We start from the raw sequence: 18,158 nt of genomic DNA, 5'->3' as shown, positions 1-18,158 counted from the left end.
CTGAAACTTATTCTGGTCCTGTTGGCAAGGGCAGGCGGCCCACGCCCAAATGCTCTGGGAGCGGGCGGTATTTACGCCGGGCTTCAAGGAAACCGGCAAGTTTATGACGGCGGTGCGCGGAGGATTTGTACTAGTGGGCGAATCAGCCTCTCCTTCTCCTACGAGCCTGTATTGCAGCAAGATTAATTATCAGGGCGACACCCTTTGGACGAGGCGTCTGCGATTTCCACAGGCGCTGGTGCTCTACGCCCGCGGGGTAGTTGAGGACCGGCGGGGCAATCTGGCCGTTACTGCCACTGCCTTCAGCAGTGGTAATCCTAATAGGTCCTGGGGGATTTTGGCCCAGCTCAACTCTACCGGCGACACACTGTGGAGCCGCAAAATCGGTGACTGTCTGAACTCGCTGATGCTGGGCAACGACGGCGGGTATGTGTGTGGGAGCAGGGCTGATACGATTCCGGCTATTTGTAAGTATGATTCTACCGGCCGGCAAGTCTGGCAGCGCCTAGTGCCGTACAGCAGCAGCCGACCAGGGTCTATCTTCAATCTGGTGGCGGTAAGGGGCGGCTACCTCCTGCAACTAACATCTGACTACGGCGGAACGCCAAATAAATTCGTCGGCATCAGCGAAGCGGGCGCTTACCAGCAGGAACGACTGGGCTCGCTCAAGCTGGCTTCGCAGCTATGCTCGGCCTCCGATGGCAATGTACTGGCCGCAGGCTGGGCTGTTACCAAGCTCAGTCCCGTGGGCGATACCATCTGGAGTCGGACACATCGCATCGGTAGCAATAGCATGCAAGGAATGAGCCACGTAGTAGAATTGCCCTCGGGTCGGTTATTAGCCGCCGGAGCGTGGTTTAATGGCACCACTCACAACCTGACGTTCTTTTTGCTCGACCGTAACGGCTTATTGCTCCGCGACACGCTGCTGGCGTATTATATTGGCAGACAGCGCACTGCGGGAATAGGAGTGACATCCGCCGGAGACTATGTGTGGGCTGGCAGCGCCAACGACGCTATTCCGTACAACAATACGCCACAATACATTCAACTGTGGTTTGCCCTCCGCAACTGGGACCGGCTGCTAGCCACGCAACCAGCCCAAAGCAACGCCCGGGCAGGCATTCGGTTGTACCCTAATCCGGCCGACGACTACGCTACCCTAGCTACTACCGATGGCAGCCCGCTAACAGGCCATTGGACGCTATGCGACCTGCTCGGGCGCACGGTGGCTGCGGGTAGCCTACCAGCGCAATCCACCTGCCGCCTGCCGGTGCAGAACCTCGCCCCAGGAGTTTATCTGGTGCGCGTGAACGGCAGCCAGCCACTCCGCCTGGAAAAAAAGTAGGGCTACCAGCAGCTACTCTTCGTCGCGGGGCAGTTCGCGTCGAACCTCGTCGGCTTCGGATGCGTCGTCAGCCACGCTTTTTTTGCGCTTGGCCTCGCGGCTGCTGCGCTTGATGAAGTCCTCATCCGACTCTTCCGGCTCGGGGTCGTTGTGGCCATCTTCGATGGGAAAAGCCTCGTCCTCCGACTCGCCGGGAGCGGGTTTTTCGCCAAACTGCCCGGCGCGGTCCACTAACTTCTTGTCGCGCACGTGGCGGCCCAGAAACTTGTTGATTTCCTCGATGCTGTAGTTGGACGTGATTTCGCCTAGGGGATTGACGCCGATTTCGAAGCCTTCCAGCTCTTTGTGAACTTTAGCTTTCTTATTGGGGTCCTGCGGCTTGGCTTTAGGCTTGGTGGGTTTCTTGGCCATAACGGGGGGATGCTTAACAACGGAGCCCTACTGTACGCAAAAACGCGGCGCAGGGTCGGCGGCGCGCACTAAGACGACGCGCCTGCCAGGGCGCATACGGAGCGAGAAAAATGCCTCTGCTCGCCAGCCAAGGTCATTTTTCTCGTTCCGCGTAAGCCTCGCTTAGCCGGGCGCCCCATCCTGGCGACTTTCCCAGAAACCGGCAGGGCTACCAGCCAGGCACCGCTGTCAGTCGGCTTGCTCGGTGGGGCCATTGCTACTTCTTCCGTCGTCAGCCAGTGCCATCCCCCGACGACGCTGACCAACTTCGCAAAAGCTTCATCTTTTAGCAATAGCACCACATTTTCAGCCAACTAATCACACACTATATCCCTGACTTCCGTCAGCATGGTGCCTTCGGCAACACGGCACAAAGGTGAGCAAGCGCTTTGGCCGATACTAGAGTAAAAACACCTGTTTTCGAAAACAGGTGTTTTTACGGGGGTATTTTTTGGCCTATGCATAAAGGCCCGACCTGGCAGTGCCAGGCCGGGCCTTTGAATTAGCAAGCAGTTATTTACTAAGCGTCTAGCCCAGCTTAGCCACGGCAGTCTGCAGGCGCGTCGTCACCTCGGCCGTGCCCAAAATAGCCAAGGTTTCAAACAAGTCAGGGCCGGCACCAGCACCAGTAGCGGCCACGCGCAGGGCTTGCAGCACCTGGCCGGGCTTGAGGCCCTGGGCTTCCATGGTTTGGTTGAACAGCGTTTTGAGGCCTTCGGCGGTGGTTTCGGCGGCGCTGCTCAATGCTTCGGCGTAGACGGCCAGGGCGGCCGACACCTGCGGGTTCCACTTCTTTTCGACGACGTGCTGGTCGTATTCCGTGGGGGCCTGGAAGAAATAGCGGGCTTCCATCCAGAAATCCTGCGGGAAGCTCACGCGCTCCTTCATCACGCTCACAATCTGCTCGGCGCGGGCCTGCTCACAGGCAATGCCATGCTCCTTGAGCGCGTCGATAAGGTAGGGCGCCAGCTCGGCATTGGACTTGGCGCGCAGGTAGTGCTCGTTGAACCACTTCACCTTGTTCTGGTCGAATTTGGCCGGCGACTTGCTCACGCGCTCGATGCTGAAGGCCTGAATCAGCTCTTCCATCGAGAAGATTTCCTGCGCCGTGCCGGGGTTCCAGCCCAGGAAGGCCAGGAAGTTGACCAGTGCCTCGGGCAGGTAGCCGTCTTCGCGGTAGCCGCGGCTCACGGTGGGCTCGCCGGTTTCGGCGTCGGTGCCGTGCCACTCCAGCGCAAACACCGGGAAACCCAGCCGGTCGCCATCGCGCTTGCTGAGCTTACCCGTGCCATCGGGCTTGAGCAGCAGCGGCAGGTGGGCAAACTGCGGCATGGTGCTTTCCCAGCCCAGGTAGCGGTACAGCAGCACGTGCAGCGGCGCCGAGGGCAGCCACTCCTCGCCGCGGATAACGTGCGAGATATCCATCAGATGGTCGTCCACGATGTTGGCTAAGTGGTAGGTCGGCATCCCATCCGACTTCATCAGCACCTTGTCATCCACGCTCGACGAATGCACCACCACCCAGCCGCGAATCATATCCTGAAAGCGGATTTCCTCCTTGCGGGGCACTTTCAGGCGAATGACGTAGGGCACGCCGGCTTCCAGCAGCTGCTGCACTTCCTCGGCGGGCAGCGTCAGCGAGTTGCGCATCTGGGCGCGGGTGATGCTGTTGTACTGCGGGTTGGGCACCTTGGCGGCCGTGAGGCGGGCGCGCATGGCGTCGAGTTCCTCGGGCGTGTCGAAGGCGTAGTAGGCGTGGCCGTCGGCGATGAGCTGGTCGGCGTACTGCTTGTACATCGGCTTGCGCTCGCTCTGCTTGTAAGGCGCGTGCGGGCCGCCTTTCCAGGGGCTTTCATCGAGCTCAATGCCCACCCATTCGAGGCTTTCGCGGATGTAGTCTTCGGCGCCGGGCACAAACCGGTTCTGGTCGGTGTCCTCGATGCGCAGAATCATAGTGCCGCCCAGCTTGCGGGCCAGCAAATAGTTATACAACGCCGTGCGCACGCCACCAATGTGCAGCGGCCCCGTCGGCGAGGGTGCGAAGCGCACCCGTACAGGTCTTTCACTCATGCCGCAAAGGTACGGCGGGGAGGAGGGAATGGGGAAAGCCAGACAAAAAAGAACGTCATCCTGAGCCGAAGGCGAAAGGACCTCGCCCACGCTGGTCGCAGCAGTAATTTCTTTTCGCTCGAACGGTTAGAATTACCACCACAACGAAGCGGGTGAGGTCCTTTCGGCGCTTCGCGCCTCAGGATGACGTTCTTTTTTGTTTTCCAGCCCCTATCCTACCGCAATGCAGGAAATTTCTACGTCCACATCGCGCGGCAGGCGGCTCACCTCCACTGTCTCCCGAGCCGGAGCAGTGGCTTCATCAAAGAAACTGCCGTACACCTGATTGATGGTGCCGAAATGATTGAGGTCGCGCACGAAAATGGAGCATTTGACCACATCGTTGAGGCTGAGGCCAGCGGCGGCCAGCACGGCCGTCAGGTTTTTGAGCACCTGCTGGGTCTGAGCGGCCACGTCGTCCGCCCCTACCATTTGCCCTTGCGCGTCTAAAGGTATCTGGCCCGATACGTACACGGTATTGCCGGCCCGCACGCCCTGCGAGTAGGGGCCGATGGGCGCGGGTGCTTGGTCAGTGAAAATGATTTGATTTGCCATGAGGAGAATGAGTGAAGTGATGAATTTGCTTACGAAGGAATGGGTGCGAAATAACGCAAAAAAGCCGCCCCTGAGGGGACGGCTTTCTTTTCTGAGTTCACGAGTTTACAACTTACTTACTCCACCGTCACCGATTTGGCGAGGTTGCGGGGCTGGTCGACGTTGCAGCCGCGCAGTACGGCAATGTGGTAGCTCAGCAGTTGTAGCGGAATAACCGATACCAGCGGCACCAACACTTCCGAAGTCGGCGGCACTTCCACCACGAACTCGGCCATGGCCGGAATCACGGTGTCGCCTTCCGTCACCACGGCAATGATGCGGCCTTTGCGGGCCTTCACTTCCTGAATGTTGCTCACTACCTTCTCGTAGGAGCTGTCTTTGGTGGCGATTACCACTACCGGCATGTTCTCGTCGATGAGGGCGATGGGGCCGTGCTTCATCTCGGCCGCCGGATAGCCTTCGGCGTGGATGTAGCTGATTTCTTTCAGCTTCAGGGCGCCTTCGAGGGCCACGGGGAAGTTGTAGCCGCGGCCCAGGTAGAGGAAGTTGGGCACATCCTTGAAAATCTCAGCAATAGCCTGAATTTCAAGGTCCAGCTCCAGGGCTTTTTCCACCTTGGCGGGAATGTTATTCAGCTCCACCATCAGCTCGCGCAGCTTGGTGTCGGTGATAGTGCCGCGCTTCTGACCCATAATCATGGCCAGCAAAGTCAGCACCGTCACCTGGGCGGTAAAGGCTTTGGTGGAGGCTACGCCGATTTCGGGGCCGGCGTGGGTGTAGGCGCCGGCGTCGGTGGCGCGGGCAATGGACGAGCCCACCACGTTGCAAACGCCGAAAATGGTCGCACCTTTGCTCTTGGCCAGCTCAATAGCCGCCAGCGTATCCGCCGTTTCGCCGCTCTGCGAGATGGCAATTACGATATCACGCTCCGTAATCACGGGGTTGCGGTAGCGGAACTCCGAGGCGTACTCCACTTCCACCGGGATGCGGGCGAGGTCCTCAATCAGGTACTCAGCCACGAGGCCGGCGTGCCAGCTCGTGCCGCAGGCCACGATGATGATGCGCTGGGCATTCACAAATTTCTGCTCGTAAGCCCGGATGCCGCCCATGTTCAGGTGGCCGGCTTCCAGCTCCAGGCGGCCGCGCATCGAGTCGAGGATGGAGCGGGGCTGCTCGAAGATTTCCTTCAGCATGAAGTGCTCGTAGCCACCCTTTTCGATGCTGTCCAGCTCCAGCTCCAGCTTCTGGATGTAGGGCGTCTGCACCACGTCTTCCTTCGAGCGGATGTCGAGCTTACCATCGCGGATAACGGCGATTTCGTAGTCATTCACATACACCACTTCGTTGGTGTACTCGATGATGGGCGTGGCGTCGGAAGCCACGAAAAATTCGCCCTCGCCGATGCCAATAACCATCGGCGAGCCTTTGCGGGCGGCAATGAGCTGGTTGGGTGCATCCTTGCTGAGCACCACAATGGCGTAGGCACCAATCACTTCGTGCAGCGCCAGACGCACCGCTTCTTCCAGGGAGCAGCTGTTCTGCTTCTGGATTTCCTCAATCAGGTTCACGAACACCTCGGTGTCGGTGTCGGAATGAAAAACGTGGCCCTGGTGCTCGAGGTGCTTTTTCAGCGCCGCGTAGTTTTCGATGATGCCGTTGTGAATGATGGCAATCCGCTCCGAAGTGGAGTAGTGCGGATGGGCATTCACGTCGTTGGGCTCGCCGTGGGTGGCCCAGCGGGTGTGGCCCATGCCCACGTTGGCGTGCACGTTCTTATCCTTCAAATAGGCCTCCAGGTCACTGACCTTGCCTTTTTTCTTGAACACGTTCAGCTCGCCGTTCAGCAGGGCCACGCCCGCCGAGTCGTAACCGCGATACTCAAGGCGATGCAAGCCTTTGAGAATGATAGGACAGGCCTCACGATGGCCGAGATACGCAACAATGCCGCACATGGCAAATTAGAATTAAAGCGAATGGAAAAGACAGGAACGGCGGCTAGCTTCTGAATGGAAGCCAGCCGCCGGGAAAGTTACTACAAAATTACTGCTGCGAGTAATAGACGAACAGGTGAATGTTGTCGGCATCGATGGCCGTCCGGTTGAGCGACAACGTGGACGACTGTCGCACGGTGGGCATCAGAATCAGGCTGGCGGGCAATTCACCATCCAGGTTGTTATTCAGGTAAGCCTGCAAGTACGTTGTCAGCAAGATGCTATAATATGGCTGGCTGGTACCTCCATTCACTATCGTCCCGAAGGCAAAGTTTCGGATTTCACCCGCGCCACGCGGGTTAGCGCCATCGGTTTGCACTACGCGGTCGTAAGGCACGTAGCTCAGCGTCCGTTGCAGCACCTCGTTGCTGGCGTTGGCTTCCAGCAGATACAGCAGCGGCGAATTGGGGAACAGCAGGTTGGAATATGGCTTGATGGGCACCCGCAGCTCGGCCCGGTTGATGGCCAGGCCGCGCAGGTTGCGCAGGGCTTCCAGCTTCGGCAGGTTGCTCAGTGCCACGCGCGTACCGATGCCGTTGCCTTCCTGCAGGTAGCTGGTGTTGTTGAGGCTGGCAGCGGGCACGCCCACGCTGCCGGGCAGCGCCAGTGCGCTGAGCGCGCTGTTGCTCAGGTCGCTCTCCAGCTGCGTGTAGTAGCGGGGGTCGAGCGCCGAGGCCTGGCCCGACGCGCTATACACCGGCCCGAATACGAGCGGAAAAGCGTGCCATTTGGTGGGAACGGTCGCCCCCTCATCGTGGAAAAACAGCTCAATACGGCCGATGGCCACCCGGCCCATGCTCAGGATGCTGCCGTTGTAGCCGCTGGCGGGCTCCAGCGCCAGGCCGCGCAGTTTGGCATCCAGCTTAGCCTGAGTGAAACCACCGGCTTTCAGGCTGGCAAATACATCATCGAAGAATGCCGAAGGAATGGCCGCTCCGCGTTGCAGCACCAGCCGCACGCTGGGGTCGGGCACGGTAGTGGTTACGGCCGGGTTGCTCGTGGTGGCCGAAGAGGTTACCTGCCGGGTCCGGTCAATCTTGCCGGGCACGTTGGTGCGCAGCCACTCCACGTTGGAAATGGGTGGCGTGCTGCTGTCGTACACTGCCCGGTCATCAAGGCGGGCGGGCAGGTTGCCGATGTTGAGGCGTACCGGGGCCGTGGTGCTGCCATATACCCGGTCGTAGGTCAGCACCATCACCACCGAGTCGAGGCGCGGGTCGGCGAATTTGCTGGGTAGCGAGTCGGGCAGCACGGGCAGTAGCACGTTCAGGTACGAGCGGGCCGTGGTGGTGCCAGCTACGCCTTCACTCAGGCGGCCCACCAGGTAGTGCTCAGCCTTGAGGGTGCTCACCGGCTGCAACCGCACAGTGGCCGCCTGCGCCCCCAGGTCGAGGTCGAGGTAGTCGGTGCTGATGCCGGTGGTGTCGGGGAGGTCAACGTTCAGGTCAGTGCCCTTGTCGCAGCCGGCCAGAGCCAGCAACGCCAAGGGCACCGCTACTGTTGCAACTCGGCTAGTTAGCCAGTTCATTATACAGCGCTAGGTAAGAAGACTGCAGGTTTTCGTCGGTGGCCACCTGGCTGAGGCGCTTGCTTTGGGCATACTCCTGGAACATGCCGTTCATGTTGTCGGAGAAGTCTTCGTCGGAGCGCACCACGGTGTCGGCATACTCCATGCCCATCTTCACAAAGCCCGAGAAGTCGGCCGTTTTCAGCGAGGCCAGCATGGCATCGTCGATGTCGAGCATCTTGGCTTTTTCCAGGATGTTGCCTTCGAATTTGTCCATGAACTCGTTGTTGTAAATCGAGAACACCGACTTGGCATCCTTGAACACCGGGTCTTTTTTGTAAGTCGTTTTCAGGTAGAGCGGGATGAGCGAGGTCATCCAGTCGGAGCAGTGCACGATGTTGGGCGACCAGCCCAGCTTCTTCACCGTTTCGAGCACTCCTTTGCAAAAGAAAATAGCCCGCTCGTCATTGTCGGAGAAAAACTTATCGTTTTTGTCTACCAGGGCCGACTTGCGGTGAAAATAATCTTCGTTATCGATAAAATAAACTTGCAGCTTTGCCGTCGGGATAGAGGCTACTTTGATAACCAAAGGCTTTTCATCATCACCCACGGCAATATTGATACCCGACAGTCGCACCACTTCGTGCAAGCGGTTTTTCCGCTCGTTGATGATGCCGAACCGGGGCACGAAAATCCGAATTTCGCAGCCCAGCTCCTGCATCCCAGCCGGTAGCTTGCGCAATAGTTCAGCTACCTTCGTGGTGTTGAGGAAAGGGTCAATTTCAGTGGCCGCGTAGAGGATTCGCAACTTCGACATAAATGTTTTATTGAAGAGAATGAGGTAAGGCCAAGCTATGGGTTCACAAAATTAAACAATTTTGGGCGAAATTTCAACAAAACCTACTCCCGAACGCGTTCCAAATTGACTTCTTCCATGGATTTATTCACCACGGCGGCCGGCCTGCTGGCCTATGCCGAAACGGCCCGCCGGGCTGGCCAGCGCATTGGTTTTGTGCCCACTATGGGCGCCCTGCACGATGGCCACCTGCAGCTGGTACGGGCCGCTGCAAACGATTGTGACGTCGTCATAGCCAGCATCTTCGTCAACCCGACGCAGTTCAACAACCCCGAGGATTTCCGGCTCTACCCGCGCCTGCCGGAGACCGACGCCGACCTGCTCCGCTCGGCCGGCTGCACGGCCCTGTTTCTGCCCTCGGTGGAGGAAATGTACCCCCAGCCGGCGGTGCTGAAATTTAATTTCGGCGCCCTGGAAAGCGTGATGGAGGGCGCCCACCGGCCCGGCCATTTCAACGGCGTGGCCACGGTGGTAAGCAAATTATTTCATCTGGTGCGGCCGCACCGGGCGTATTTCGGGCAGAAGGACTGGCAGCAGGTGGCCGTGGTTAAGCAGCTGGTAGCCGATTTGTCGTTCGACCTCGAAATCGTGGCCTACCCCACCATCCGCGAGGCTGATGGGCTGGCCATGTCGTCGCGCAACCGCCGCCTCACGCCCGAGGAGCGCGCCGTGGCTCCGCAACTGTACCAGGCCCTGGCACAGGCTGCTGAGCAGGTGCGGCAGGGGATGCCGCCCGCCCAGGTGCAGGCCGGGGCCCTGGCCACGCTGGCCCGGGAACCCCGCTTCACCCCCGAATACTTCGAGGTAGCCGACGCCCAGACCCTGCAGCCGCTGACCGACTACGCGCCGGGCCGGGCCGTAGTGCTGTGCCTGGCCGTGCACCTGGGTGCCGTGCGGCTGATTGACAACGTGATAGTGAGTTTAGGGTAAGAGGGTATGGAGGTAGGAGGGTAAGAGGGCACCAAAAGAATTGCAATGGGAGTTTATCGGTTCCAATCACCTCCTACCCTCACACCCTCCTACCCTCCTTACCTTTGTCCCACTATGCACATTGAGGTTCTCAAATCGAAGATTCATCGGGCCCGCGTGACGCAGGCCGAGCTGCACTACGTGGGCAGCATCACCATCGACGAAGACTTGCTGGACGCCGCCAACATGGTGGAAAACGAGAAGGTTACGGTGGTGAACGTCAACAACGGCGAGCGGCTCGAAACCTATGCCATTCGGGGCGAGCGGGGCTCGGGCATGATTTGCCTGAACGGCCCGGCGGCCCGCAAGGCGGCTGTGGGTGACATCGTCATCATCATTTCCTACGGTCTGGTTGACTTTGCCGAGGCCCGGGCGCATCAGCCCACCATTATCTTTCCCGACGAGCACAACCGGATTTCGTAAGCTGTTGGCCTGTAGCTGTTAGCTGTTAGCTTCTGGGAGGCAGCAGACTGAAAGCTAACGGCTAACCGCTATTAGCTACTAGCTGACTTGAAAAAACTGACTAACACCCTGAAATACGTGCTGCTGCTGGCCATTTCGGCCGCCCTGATGGTGTATGCCCTGCGCGGGCAGGACCTGAGCAGCATCAAGCACTACATTGTCACGGCCAACTACTCCTGGCTGATACTGACGATGGCGCTGTCGGTGCTGGGCTACTTCAGCCGGGCCTACCGCTGGCAGATGCAGCTGACGGCCGCCGGCCGCACGGCCTCGTTCTGGCAGGTGTACCACGCCATGATGGTGGGCAACCTGGCCAACGTGGTGCTGCCCCGCATGGGCGAGGTTATTCGCTGCTCGGTGCTGTGGCGCAGCAACAAAATCCCGGTGGATGTGGCCCTGGGCACGGTGGTGGCGGAGCGCGTGATTGACGTGCTGGTGCTGGCGGGCCTGCTGGGCACCGTGCTGGCCATCGACTTTAACCGTTTCTGGGGCCTGGTGGTAGAGAAGCTGCTGGGCGGCAACTACGACGCTATGGCCCGCAACCGCACCCCGCTGCTCATTGCGGCCGCTATTGCGCTGGTGCTGGGGCTGGCGGCGCTCTACGCCCTGTTTCGCAACCTGGAGCGGCTGCGGCAAAATGCGCTGTTTGCGAAGGTGGTGAAGTTTGTGAAGGGCCTGCTGGCCGGCGTGTTCAGCGTGCTCAAGCTGGAGAAAAAGGGTGTTTTTCTGCTGCACACGGCCTTCACCTGGCTGGTATATTACCTGATGAACTACCTGGCTTTCCGCTGCTTTCCCGAAACGGCGGGGCTCGACTGGCGGGCCGGGCTGGCGGTGCTCACCTTTGGCACCTTTGGCATGGCAGCGCCGGTGTCGGGCGGCATTGGCACGTTTCACATTCTGGTGCAGAGCGTGCTGCTGGCTTACGGCATTAGCCTGGAGGCCGGTATTGCCTTTGCGCTGGTGGTGCACGGGGCCCAAACGCTGCTCATTGCCCTGATGGGCGCCATCAGCTTTGTGGCGACCGTGGCGAAGAAGGCCCCGACGGCGGAGTTGGTGGCCGAGATAGCACAGCCGATTCCGCCGCAGGCTTAAGGTGTTAGGTGTTAGATGTTAGATGTTAGATGTTAGATGTTAGGTGATGTACGAGCCCCAACACCAAAAACCCAATACCCAGCAACCGATTTTTCCCCGCAAAATCAGTTTCTTGCCCATGTGGACTGCCGATAAAATCCTTTCCCGCGCCCAGCTTCCTGCCACCTTGGCCGAGTGGCGTGCGCAGGGCCGCCGCATCGTATTTACCAACGGCTGCTTCGACCTGCTGCACCTGGGGCACGTTGACTACCTGGAGAAAGCGCGGCACCTGGGCGATGCCCTGGTGGTGGGTTTGAACACCGATGCCTCGGTGATCTGCCTCAAGCCGGGGCGGCCCATTCAGGACGAAGTGTCGCGCTCACGGGTGTTGGCATCCCTTTCGTTTGTGGATGCCGTGGTGCTGTTTGGCGAGCCCACGCCGCTGGAGCTGATTACGCTGGTGCAGCCCGACATTCTGGTGAAAGGCGACGACTACGCCATCAGCGGAATTGTGGGGCACGAGCTGGTGTTAGGCAAGGGCGGCCAGGTACTCACCGTGCCGCTGGTGCCGGGGTACAGTACCTCGCGCATCATTCAGAAAATTATGAGTTAGGAATTATGGGTTTTGAATTGGGGGCATTGCTTTCCAACTGGCCTTATAATTCGACGTTCAACTCATAATTCAAAACTCTTAACTCATAACTCTCAACCATGTACCTCCTCATCATCCTGATAATGTTCGCCAGCATGGGCATTCAGTGGCGCTTGCGCAGCAAGTTCCGCGAATACGCCCAGGTGCAGCTGCAGGCCAACCTCACCGGCGCCCAGGTGGCCGAGCTGATGCTGGCCGACCACGGCATCCGCGACGTGCGCATCATCAGCACCGACGGCCAGCTGACCGACCACTACAACCCGACCGACAAAACCGTGAACCTGAGCGAAGGCGTGTATGCCGAGCGCAGCGCCGCCGCTGCCGCCATCGCGGCTCACGAGTGCGGCCACGCCGTGCAGCACGCCACGGCCTACTCCATGCTGCAGTTCCGCTCGGCCATGGTGCCCACACTGAGCGCCGTGTCGAAGTGGATGCCCTGGATTCTGATTGCGGGTGTGCTGCTGATTCGCACCTCGCTGATTCCGCTGGGCGTGGGCATTGTGCTGTTTTCGCTCACTACTATCTTTTCGTTTGTGACGCTGCCCGTAGAGTTCGACGCCTCGCGCCGGGCCCTGGCCTGGATGGACAAGCGCGGCATTGTGACCGTGCAGGAGCACACCATGGCCAAAGACGCCCTGTGGTGGGCCGCCATGACCTACGTGGTGGCGGCCATCAGCTCGCTGGCCACGCTGCTCTACTACGTGAGCATCTTCATGGGGGGCAACCGGCGCAGCTAGGCAGCTAGCTCAGCCGTAAGCCGCTGAAAGCCGCTGCCCTACCCGGGGCAGCGGCTTTTTTTATAATTTATTCCTGATTTCTGCGGTTTTTCGATAACTCGCTATTGCATTGTCGAAAAGACTGCCTACTTTGGCAGCTCCTTCCGTGTATCGTCTTCGTTTGCGACAGCCCCCCCACGTCAGCAATTGAGGCCGCCTGTATTTGTGCGCCCTTTCTTCTGTCGTTTCCATGAGAACTTCTGCCTCTCTGGTGCTGGTGGCCGCGGCCCCCACCCTCCAACGCCAAGGCCTGCTGGCTACCCTGCAGCAGCGGCGGCCCGATTTGTTTTTGCAGACCACCGACAATGCCAACACCTTGCCGGCCCGCCTGCGCACGCTGTCGCCGGCGCTGCTCATTCTGGATGTGAGCCTGCCCGGCCCGCCCCTGCTCGAGCTGCTGCAGCAAATGTGGCAGGAGCGCCCGCGCCAACGCCTGCTGGTGCTGGGCGGCCGCCGCCTGCCCCCGGCTTTGCAGCAGCAGCTGCGTAAAATGGCGGCGGGCACCCTGCTGGCCCGGCAAATCACGCCCACGCAGGTGGTAACCACTGTGGAGCAGCTCCTGACCAACGGCCGCCTGCCCGCGCCCGCCGAGGCCGACCGCTGCCGGGCCGTGCCCCCCAGCCACCTCAGCCCCCGCGAGCTGGAAATTCTGCACTGGGTCGGCCAGGACTTCTCGACCCCGGAAATTGCCGAGCAGCTGTGTATCAGCACGCGCACCGTGGACGCCCACCGCCGCCACCTGCTGGAAAAAACCAACACCCGCTCGATGGTGGGCCTGGTGCTGCACGCCGTGCGCGAAGGTTGGATAGAATTGGGATAAGCGGCGCTTAACTGCCCGTAAGCGCGGTTTAAATATGGCTTTGCCAAGAAAAACGGGCTTTTGGCGCGTGTCTGAGAATAGGTAGAATTACCGATGCGGAGGGGTATTTCAATTCACCACCTTTGCATCGTCTCTCATCTACTCCTCGTCGCATGGATATTTCCTACTCCCTTATCGATAACAAGCTGACGCCCGCCCCCAACGACTTGCGGGCGCAGGTGCAAATCACGAACACCGCTACCATCGAAGACCTGGCCGCCGACGTGGTGCGGCCCGGCTCTACCGTCACCAAGGCCGAGTTTCTGGCTATGTACGAGGAGTTCAAGATGGCCGCCATTCGCCGGGCCCAGCGCGGCGAGAGCGTGGTAACGGACTTGTTTATCCTGCGCCCTGCCCTCACCGGCGTGTGGCGCGATGCCAACGATACCTTCGACCCGCAGCGCCACCGCGGCCACCTGCGCCTGAGTGCCGGCACGGTACTGCGCCAGGCCGAAACAGAGCTAAGCTTCGTGCTGGTGCGGGCTGTGAGCCAGAGCGAGCCCCGCCCTGAAAGGCTGGAAGACCTGCTCACCGATGCCGTGAACGGCGCCCTTACCAAAGGCAATCTGGCTCACCTGCGCGGCACCAACCTCAAATACGACCCCGCAGACCTCGACCAGGGCCTTTTCTTCGTGAAAACCACCGGCAGCAGCGCCCCGGTGCGCGTGGAGCGGGTGAAGAAGAATGCGCCTTCGGAACAGCTGTTTGTGGTGCCGGGTACGCTCACGGCGGGGACGTACCGGCTGGAGGTGCGCAGTTAAGTATAAAGGCAGCAACCAGCTTAAAACGGCCGCGCTGAGCGAGGTGCTTACGGTAAGTTAAGACGTGCACTACGCCTACATCAAGCGTAGTGCACGCCTGATGTAGGCGTGGCAGACACTTAATGCATTTCTAATAGCCATGATTCCTCTGGCGGTATTTTTAAAACCCATGAAGCATTTATACATTTTTTTTTTCTTTCTTGGGCTTACGCTGTCCTCTTATGGGCAAGCTCCAACTGTTGCGAACGTACGTAAGCAGCTTCTGGACAGCTTACGAAAAGAGGCTGCTCGCAAAGCTGACGCCCAAGCTGACGAGGCGCATATTGGCACTATCGCCCTAATTAGTGGCCCCCGGTATACGGTTTACACTAACGTTGCAAATAACAAGGTGGTAAAAGACACTCTTTTCAGCTTAGAAGAGATGAAATTCCATTTAGAAAATGGGCAGCTATTGCGCGTGTATGCCATTGGCAACTTACTAAAAGACAGCCTATACAAACAGAGCACTCCCGACCCAGCCGTTGTTAAACAGGCGCGGGAAAATAGCCGGGCAGCTCGCCAAGCTCGAGCAGAGGCGGATGTTGCTGCCTTGGCAGCAGCGAATGCTCAGACGAAGCTTCAAAGCGGAGCAAAGCTCACCAAAGCTCAAATCGCTGCTTTGACTCAGGAGCGGAACAACCTGTTAGAGGAAGTGCGGGCCAAAATAGCGCTGGCTGTCGGTGCTGAGAAAAAAGTCAGTGCTCTAGCAAAAGAGGACACCGTGATAAGTAATTTACCCGCAAATGCCCCAGATGGGCCACGCGTCAGCACCCGACACGCATACATTACTATACGGCCTATTCGATTTACAAACGGCAAAGTAGCAATTGACCTCAACAAGGCGCCCCAAGACGGTATTGACGTACTAGTGCCTGATGAGCGCCCCAGCAGCAAGAACAGAAGCTACGGTTTGAGCTTCAGTGACCTGGTTAGCGTAGAGCATGCTTCTGGAAGACGCTTCGTCACGAATAATGAAAGCTGGATACTGACGCCTACCAAAGCACCGTCTCATAGACTCACGGCAAGTGCCTCACTTAGCGGCCTGCTAGATGTAGCCCTGTACACAGACCTGCTAGCTGCATTAAATAACGAAGACAACAGCTTGGTAACAACAGAAATAAGCAGCCTGTTGCCACTTAACCAACAACCGCTTTTTCCCAATAGTAATTTCCGCCTTTTTACAGCAGCCCGCCCCTTTGTAACCCTGGCACGGCTAGACTCTCGCTTTGACACCTTGCGCCTGCAACGCGACAGCATCATAGACCGTCCCAACCTGTTACAGCGCAGCTATCTGCGTTTCGGCTTAAACGCCAACCTCCTCACTTTTGACAACCGTCGGCACGTTTCTTATCATCTGAATGCTTCTTGGACACGCACCATCAGCCGGGTGGCTGGCAATATGGGGCTTGATACCGCGCAGGAACGGAACACTTACCAAAACCTGTATGGTCTGGAATTTCTAATGACAGTACGTCGCCAACGCAACTTCGGAGCCGACCTGTACTTTACAGCTTATCTCCACAATGTGCAGAGCCGTCGTTACATTGAAAATAATGGTGCTGAATGGGCACTTCGGCCTGGTGCTTTATTTTACTACCACCCCTTCGGTTCGCCTAATAACAAGTTGTTTTTCCGGGTATCTAATTTCATTTTTCCCAAAGGTCGACAGCGCGACTTTGTGCAGTTGCAGGTGGGATATTCCATCGGCCTAGGCAGCTTATTTCAACCGCAAAATAACTCTGACGACACTGGAGCTAGTGGCGCGGGAGCCACAACACACCTGCTTAGTCCACAATAAGCGAACCGTTCATCGGGCTGGAAATGCGATTCTGGAATCGCCTTATTTTAACAAGGCCTTCTGTCCGAACGATAGAAGCTCTTGTCACTATTTCCTGTAATCCATGCTCGCATCCACCGCTGCCCCACCTGTAGCCTCCCCATCACCTACCCCCCCCCGCCGGCCCCACTTGTCACTTCACCTTCGGCCGCGAGCTGGTGCGCGAGCTGCGGCCCCACGGCCCGGAAACGGAAGGCAAGTGGCGCTTCGGCCTGCACCAGCTGCTGGACCTGCCCACCGATACCCCAGCCACGGTGCGCTACGAGTTGCAGCTATTCATGTACAAGCCCGCCGGGGCCGAGGTAACGGTCTTTCTCAAAACGGCGCGGGCCGGACAGGTGCTGATGACGCTGGATGCGCTGGATGTGACCATGGAGGCCAGCGCGCCTGCAGCTCCCGCAGCTTGAGCTGCTGAATTTCCCGTAGCTGGCGTTTGCTTTCGCGCCGGATTTCCCGGGCGTCGGCCCGCTCCCGCCCATACATCTAGCGGCCACTGCGGAGGCTGGCGGACCGTTTCTCGGCAAAGGATTTCAGCAAGCCATCCCCGTCGTTGTAGAACTGGCGCAGCTACTTCTACACCGCGGGGTTGGCTTGGTAGCGGGCGACGGTAGCTTCGTGCTGGCGCAGCAGTTCGCGGTGGCGGGCCGCCTTGCGCAAGGGGTGGTCGTAGGGCAGGTGCCGGAGGTCGTCGGCGTCGGCGTCGGACATGCGGCGGGGGCTTAGTAGTTGAAATCCCGCGGCTCGCCGTTGCGTTCGCGGCCGCGCAGGATTTTTTCGCGGTCCTTATCCTGCCATTCCTTGCGCCGGGGCGAAATATCATCGTCATCATCGTCGCGGTACGACCGGTAGGGCGGCGCGGGGCGCAGGCCCATGTCCAGGCGCAGGCGGTAGTCGTCGTACACCAGAGGTAGGGCTTCGGCCAGCAGCTGCTTGCGCACCTGCGCCGCCAGCTGCAGGATAACCGGCCGCCACTCCGGAGCATCTTCGGGCACGGGCAGCAGCTCGGGCACCTGCGTCAGCAAGTCCATGGCCATAATCAGCTCATCATCGACGCCGTAGTGGGTCACGTTTTCGAATGCCCGGCGCTTCTCCATCAGCTCCGGAATTGTCTCGAAGCGCTCCATGAAAGCCGTGTAGGCGTCCTCGAGCTCGGCATACGGCCCGTAGTGCGGGCGCCGGTCATACACGGGGTCCGGCCTGGGAGCGGGGCCCTCGGCGGCCGGGGTTTCCTCCTTATCCCCCAGGTTAAGATAAAACTCCTGGCGCGGGCCGCGCACGTCGGGCAGGCCCAGCTGCGGGCCGGGGCCGAAGCGGGCATCGTAGTAGCGGTACCAGGGGTGGTACGGCTGGCGGCCGTAGCCCGTCGCCTCTTTCAGGCCCTCGAAGCAGGTATTTTCATAATTCTGCCACTCGTAGCTGCGCAGGCGATGGTCGTAGCCCACGTCTACACACTCGTCGCTCAGCAGATAGTCGCGATAGGCCGCCACCTCATCGGGCGTGATGGGCGGCAGCCAGGCGCAGCGCTCGGGGTGCTCGCCAAAGTCGTGAAACTGCTCGCACAGGTCCACGCCCGGCAGGCGGAGGCGGCCGGCGCGCCACTGGCACTGCAGGTCGAACAGCTTTTTCTGCTGAATTTCCCACAGCCGCTCGTAGGCTTCTTCGCGAAACTCGCTGGCCTGGTGCGTAGTCCAGCGCACCATGGTGGGCCCGCTTTGCAGGTAGTGCACCTTGCGCTGGGCGTAGGCCCGAATGAAGCCCTCGACGCTGGCAGGGTCGTAGCCGGCGAAGTAAGGCTGGTAGTCGGGGTTGGTGCGCAACTCGTGCTCGGTATCGCGCACGAGCTGCGCCAGGCGCTGCTCCTCGGCAGCTTTGCGACGGTGATAATCGTTTTCGGACGACATAGGGCGCGCGGAAAG

The 18,158-nt window shown here is 59.4% G+C and carries 18 protein-coding genes; 10 read left to right on the top strand and 8 right to left on the bottom strand.

Annotated features, from left to right (window positions below):
• Positions 1-49 precede the first annotated feature (49 nt).
• Positions 50-1,348: a T9SS type A sorting domain-containing protein gene (locus tag Q5H93_RS00760; RefSeq protein ID WP_305004557.1), complete on the top strand. Its 1,299-nt coding sequence runs from the start codon at positions 50-52 to the stop codon at positions 1,346-1,348.
• 12 nt (positions 1,349-1,360) lie between these two features.
• Here Q5H93_RS00760 and Q5H93_RS00755 read toward each other — a convergent pair whose 3' ends face one another.
• From Q5H93_RS00755 to Q5H93_RS00730, 6 genes are all read right to left on the bottom strand, one after another.
• Complete coding sequence (locus Q5H93_RS00755; protein WP_305004556.1) at positions 1,361-1,759, bottom strand: hypothetical protein; 399 nt, start codon at positions 1,757-1,759, stop codon at positions 1,361-1,363.
• A gap of 567 nt (positions 1,760-2,326) precedes the next feature.
• Positions 2,327-3,868 (bottom strand): glutamate--tRNA ligase, encoded by a 1,542-nt coding sequence (gene gltX, locus Q5H93_RS00750; protein ID WP_305004555.1) that lies wholly within the window; start codon positions 3,866-3,868, stop codon positions 2,327-2,329.
• A gap of 210 nt (positions 3,869-4,078) precedes the next feature.
• Complete coding sequence (locus tag Q5H93_RS00745) at positions 4,079-4,462, bottom strand: RidA family protein (protein WP_305004554.1); 384 nt, start codon at positions 4,460-4,462, stop codon at positions 4,079-4,081.
• A 116-nt stretch (positions 4,463-4,578) separates the two neighbouring features.
• Positions 4,579-6,414 carry a glutamine--fructose-6-phosphate transaminase (isomerizing) gene (gene glmS / locus Q5H93_RS00740; protein WP_305004553.1) on the bottom strand — a complete coding sequence of 612 codons (1,836 nt, stop codon included), beginning with the start codon at positions 6,412-6,414 and terminating at the stop codon, positions 4,579-4,581.
• A gap of 88 nt (positions 6,415-6,502) precedes the next feature.
• A complete protein-coding gene (locus Q5H93_RS00735) occupies positions 6,503-7,981 on the bottom strand; it encodes a DUF4270 family protein (RefSeq protein ID WP_305004552.1) in 1,479 nt (492 codons plus the stop codon).
• Positions 7,965-8,777, bottom strand: coding sequence for a glycogen/starch synthase (locus tag Q5H93_RS00730; protein ID WP_305004551.1), 813 nt, complete (start codon positions 8,775-8,777; stop codon positions 7,965-7,967). The genes Q5H93_RS00735 and Q5H93_RS00730 overlap by 17 nt, the downstream gene beginning before the upstream one ends.
• A gap of 117 nt (positions 8,778-8,894) precedes the next feature.
• On the opposite strand from Q5H93_RS00730, the gene panC reads away from it, so the two are divergent.
• The 9 genes from panC to Q5H93_RS00685 all read left to right on the top strand — a co-directional run bounded on the left by panC (position 8,895) and on the right by Q5H93_RS00685 (position 16,649).
• Positions 8,895-9,746 (top strand): pantoate--beta-alanine ligase, encoded by an 852-nt coding sequence (panC, locus tag Q5H93_RS00725; protein ID WP_305004550.1) that lies wholly within the window; start codon positions 8,895-8,897, stop codon positions 9,744-9,746.
• 114 nt (positions 9,747-9,860) lie between these two features.
• Positions 9,861-10,208, top strand: a complete 348-nt coding sequence (gene panD, locus Q5H93_RS00720; RefSeq protein WP_305004549.1) for an aspartate 1-decarboxylase — start codon at positions 9,861-9,863, stop codon at positions 10,206-10,208.
• Positions 10,209-10,295: 87 nt separating this feature from the next.
• Positions 10,296-11,339 carry a lysylphosphatidylglycerol synthase transmembrane domain-containing protein gene (locus tag Q5H93_RS00715; protein ID WP_305004548.1) on the top strand — a complete coding sequence of 348 codons (1,044 nt, stop codon included), beginning with the start codon at positions 10,296-10,298 and terminating at the stop codon, positions 11,337-11,339.
• A 118-nt stretch (positions 11,340-11,457) separates the two neighbouring features.
• Complete coding sequence (rfaE2, locus tag Q5H93_RS00710) at positions 11,458-11,931, top strand: D-glycero-beta-D-manno-heptose 1-phosphate adenylyltransferase (RefSeq protein ID WP_305004547.1); 474 nt, start codon at positions 11,458-11,460, stop codon at positions 11,929-11,931.
• Positions 11,932-12,029: 98 nt separating this feature from the next.
• Entirely contained in the window at positions 12,030-12,707 is a 678-nt protein-coding gene (locus tag Q5H93_RS00705; RefSeq protein WP_305004546.1) for a zinc metallopeptidase, read from the top strand.
• Positions 12,708-12,936: 229 nt separating this feature from the next.
• A complete protein-coding gene (locus Q5H93_RS00700) occupies positions 12,937-13,566 on the top strand; it encodes a helix-turn-helix transcriptional regulator (protein ID WP_305004545.1) in 630 nt (209 codons plus the stop codon).
• A 152-nt stretch (positions 13,567-13,718) separates the two neighbouring features.
• Positions 13,719-14,366: a DNA-binding domain-containing protein gene (locus tag Q5H93_RS00695; RefSeq protein ID WP_305004544.1), complete on the top strand. Its 648-nt coding sequence runs from the start codon at positions 13,719-13,721 to the stop codon at positions 14,364-14,366.
• Between the two features lie 139 nt (positions 14,367-14,505).
• Positions 14,506-16,203 carry a hypothetical protein gene (locus Q5H93_RS00690; protein WP_305004543.1) on the top strand — a complete coding sequence of 566 codons (1,698 nt, stop codon included), beginning with the start codon at positions 14,506-14,508 and terminating at the stop codon, positions 16,201-16,203.
• 197 nt (positions 16,204-16,400) lie between these two features.
• Positions 16,401-16,649: a hypothetical protein gene (locus Q5H93_RS00685; RefSeq protein WP_305004542.1), complete on the top strand. Its 249-nt coding sequence runs from the start codon at positions 16,401-16,403 to the stop codon at positions 16,647-16,649.
• A gap of 166 nt (positions 16,650-16,815) precedes the next feature.
• Here the strand turns inward: Q5H93_RS00685 and Q5H93_RS00680 are convergent, their stop codons facing one another.
• The gene (locus tag Q5H93_RS00680) at positions 16,816-16,950 is read right to left on the bottom strand and encodes a hypothetical protein (protein ID WP_305004541.1); all 135 of its coding nucleotides are present in this window, start codon (positions 16,948-16,950) and stop codon (positions 16,816-16,818) included.
• A gap of 11 nt (positions 16,951-16,961) precedes the next feature.
• Positions 16,962-18,143 (bottom strand): hypothetical protein, encoded by a 1,182-nt coding sequence (locus tag Q5H93_RS00675; RefSeq protein ID WP_305004540.1) that lies wholly within the window; start codon positions 18,141-18,143, stop codon positions 16,962-16,964.
• Positions 18,144-18,158: the final 15 nt, after the last annotated feature.

Origin of the sequence: Hymenobacter aranciens (assembly GCF_030580865.1) — a bacterium.
Lineage (GTDB): Bacteria > Bacteroidota > Bacteroidia > Cytophagales > Hymenobacteraceae > Hymenobacter > Hymenobacter aranciens.
This window is presented reverse-complemented; position numbering and strand designations above follow the sequence as displayed.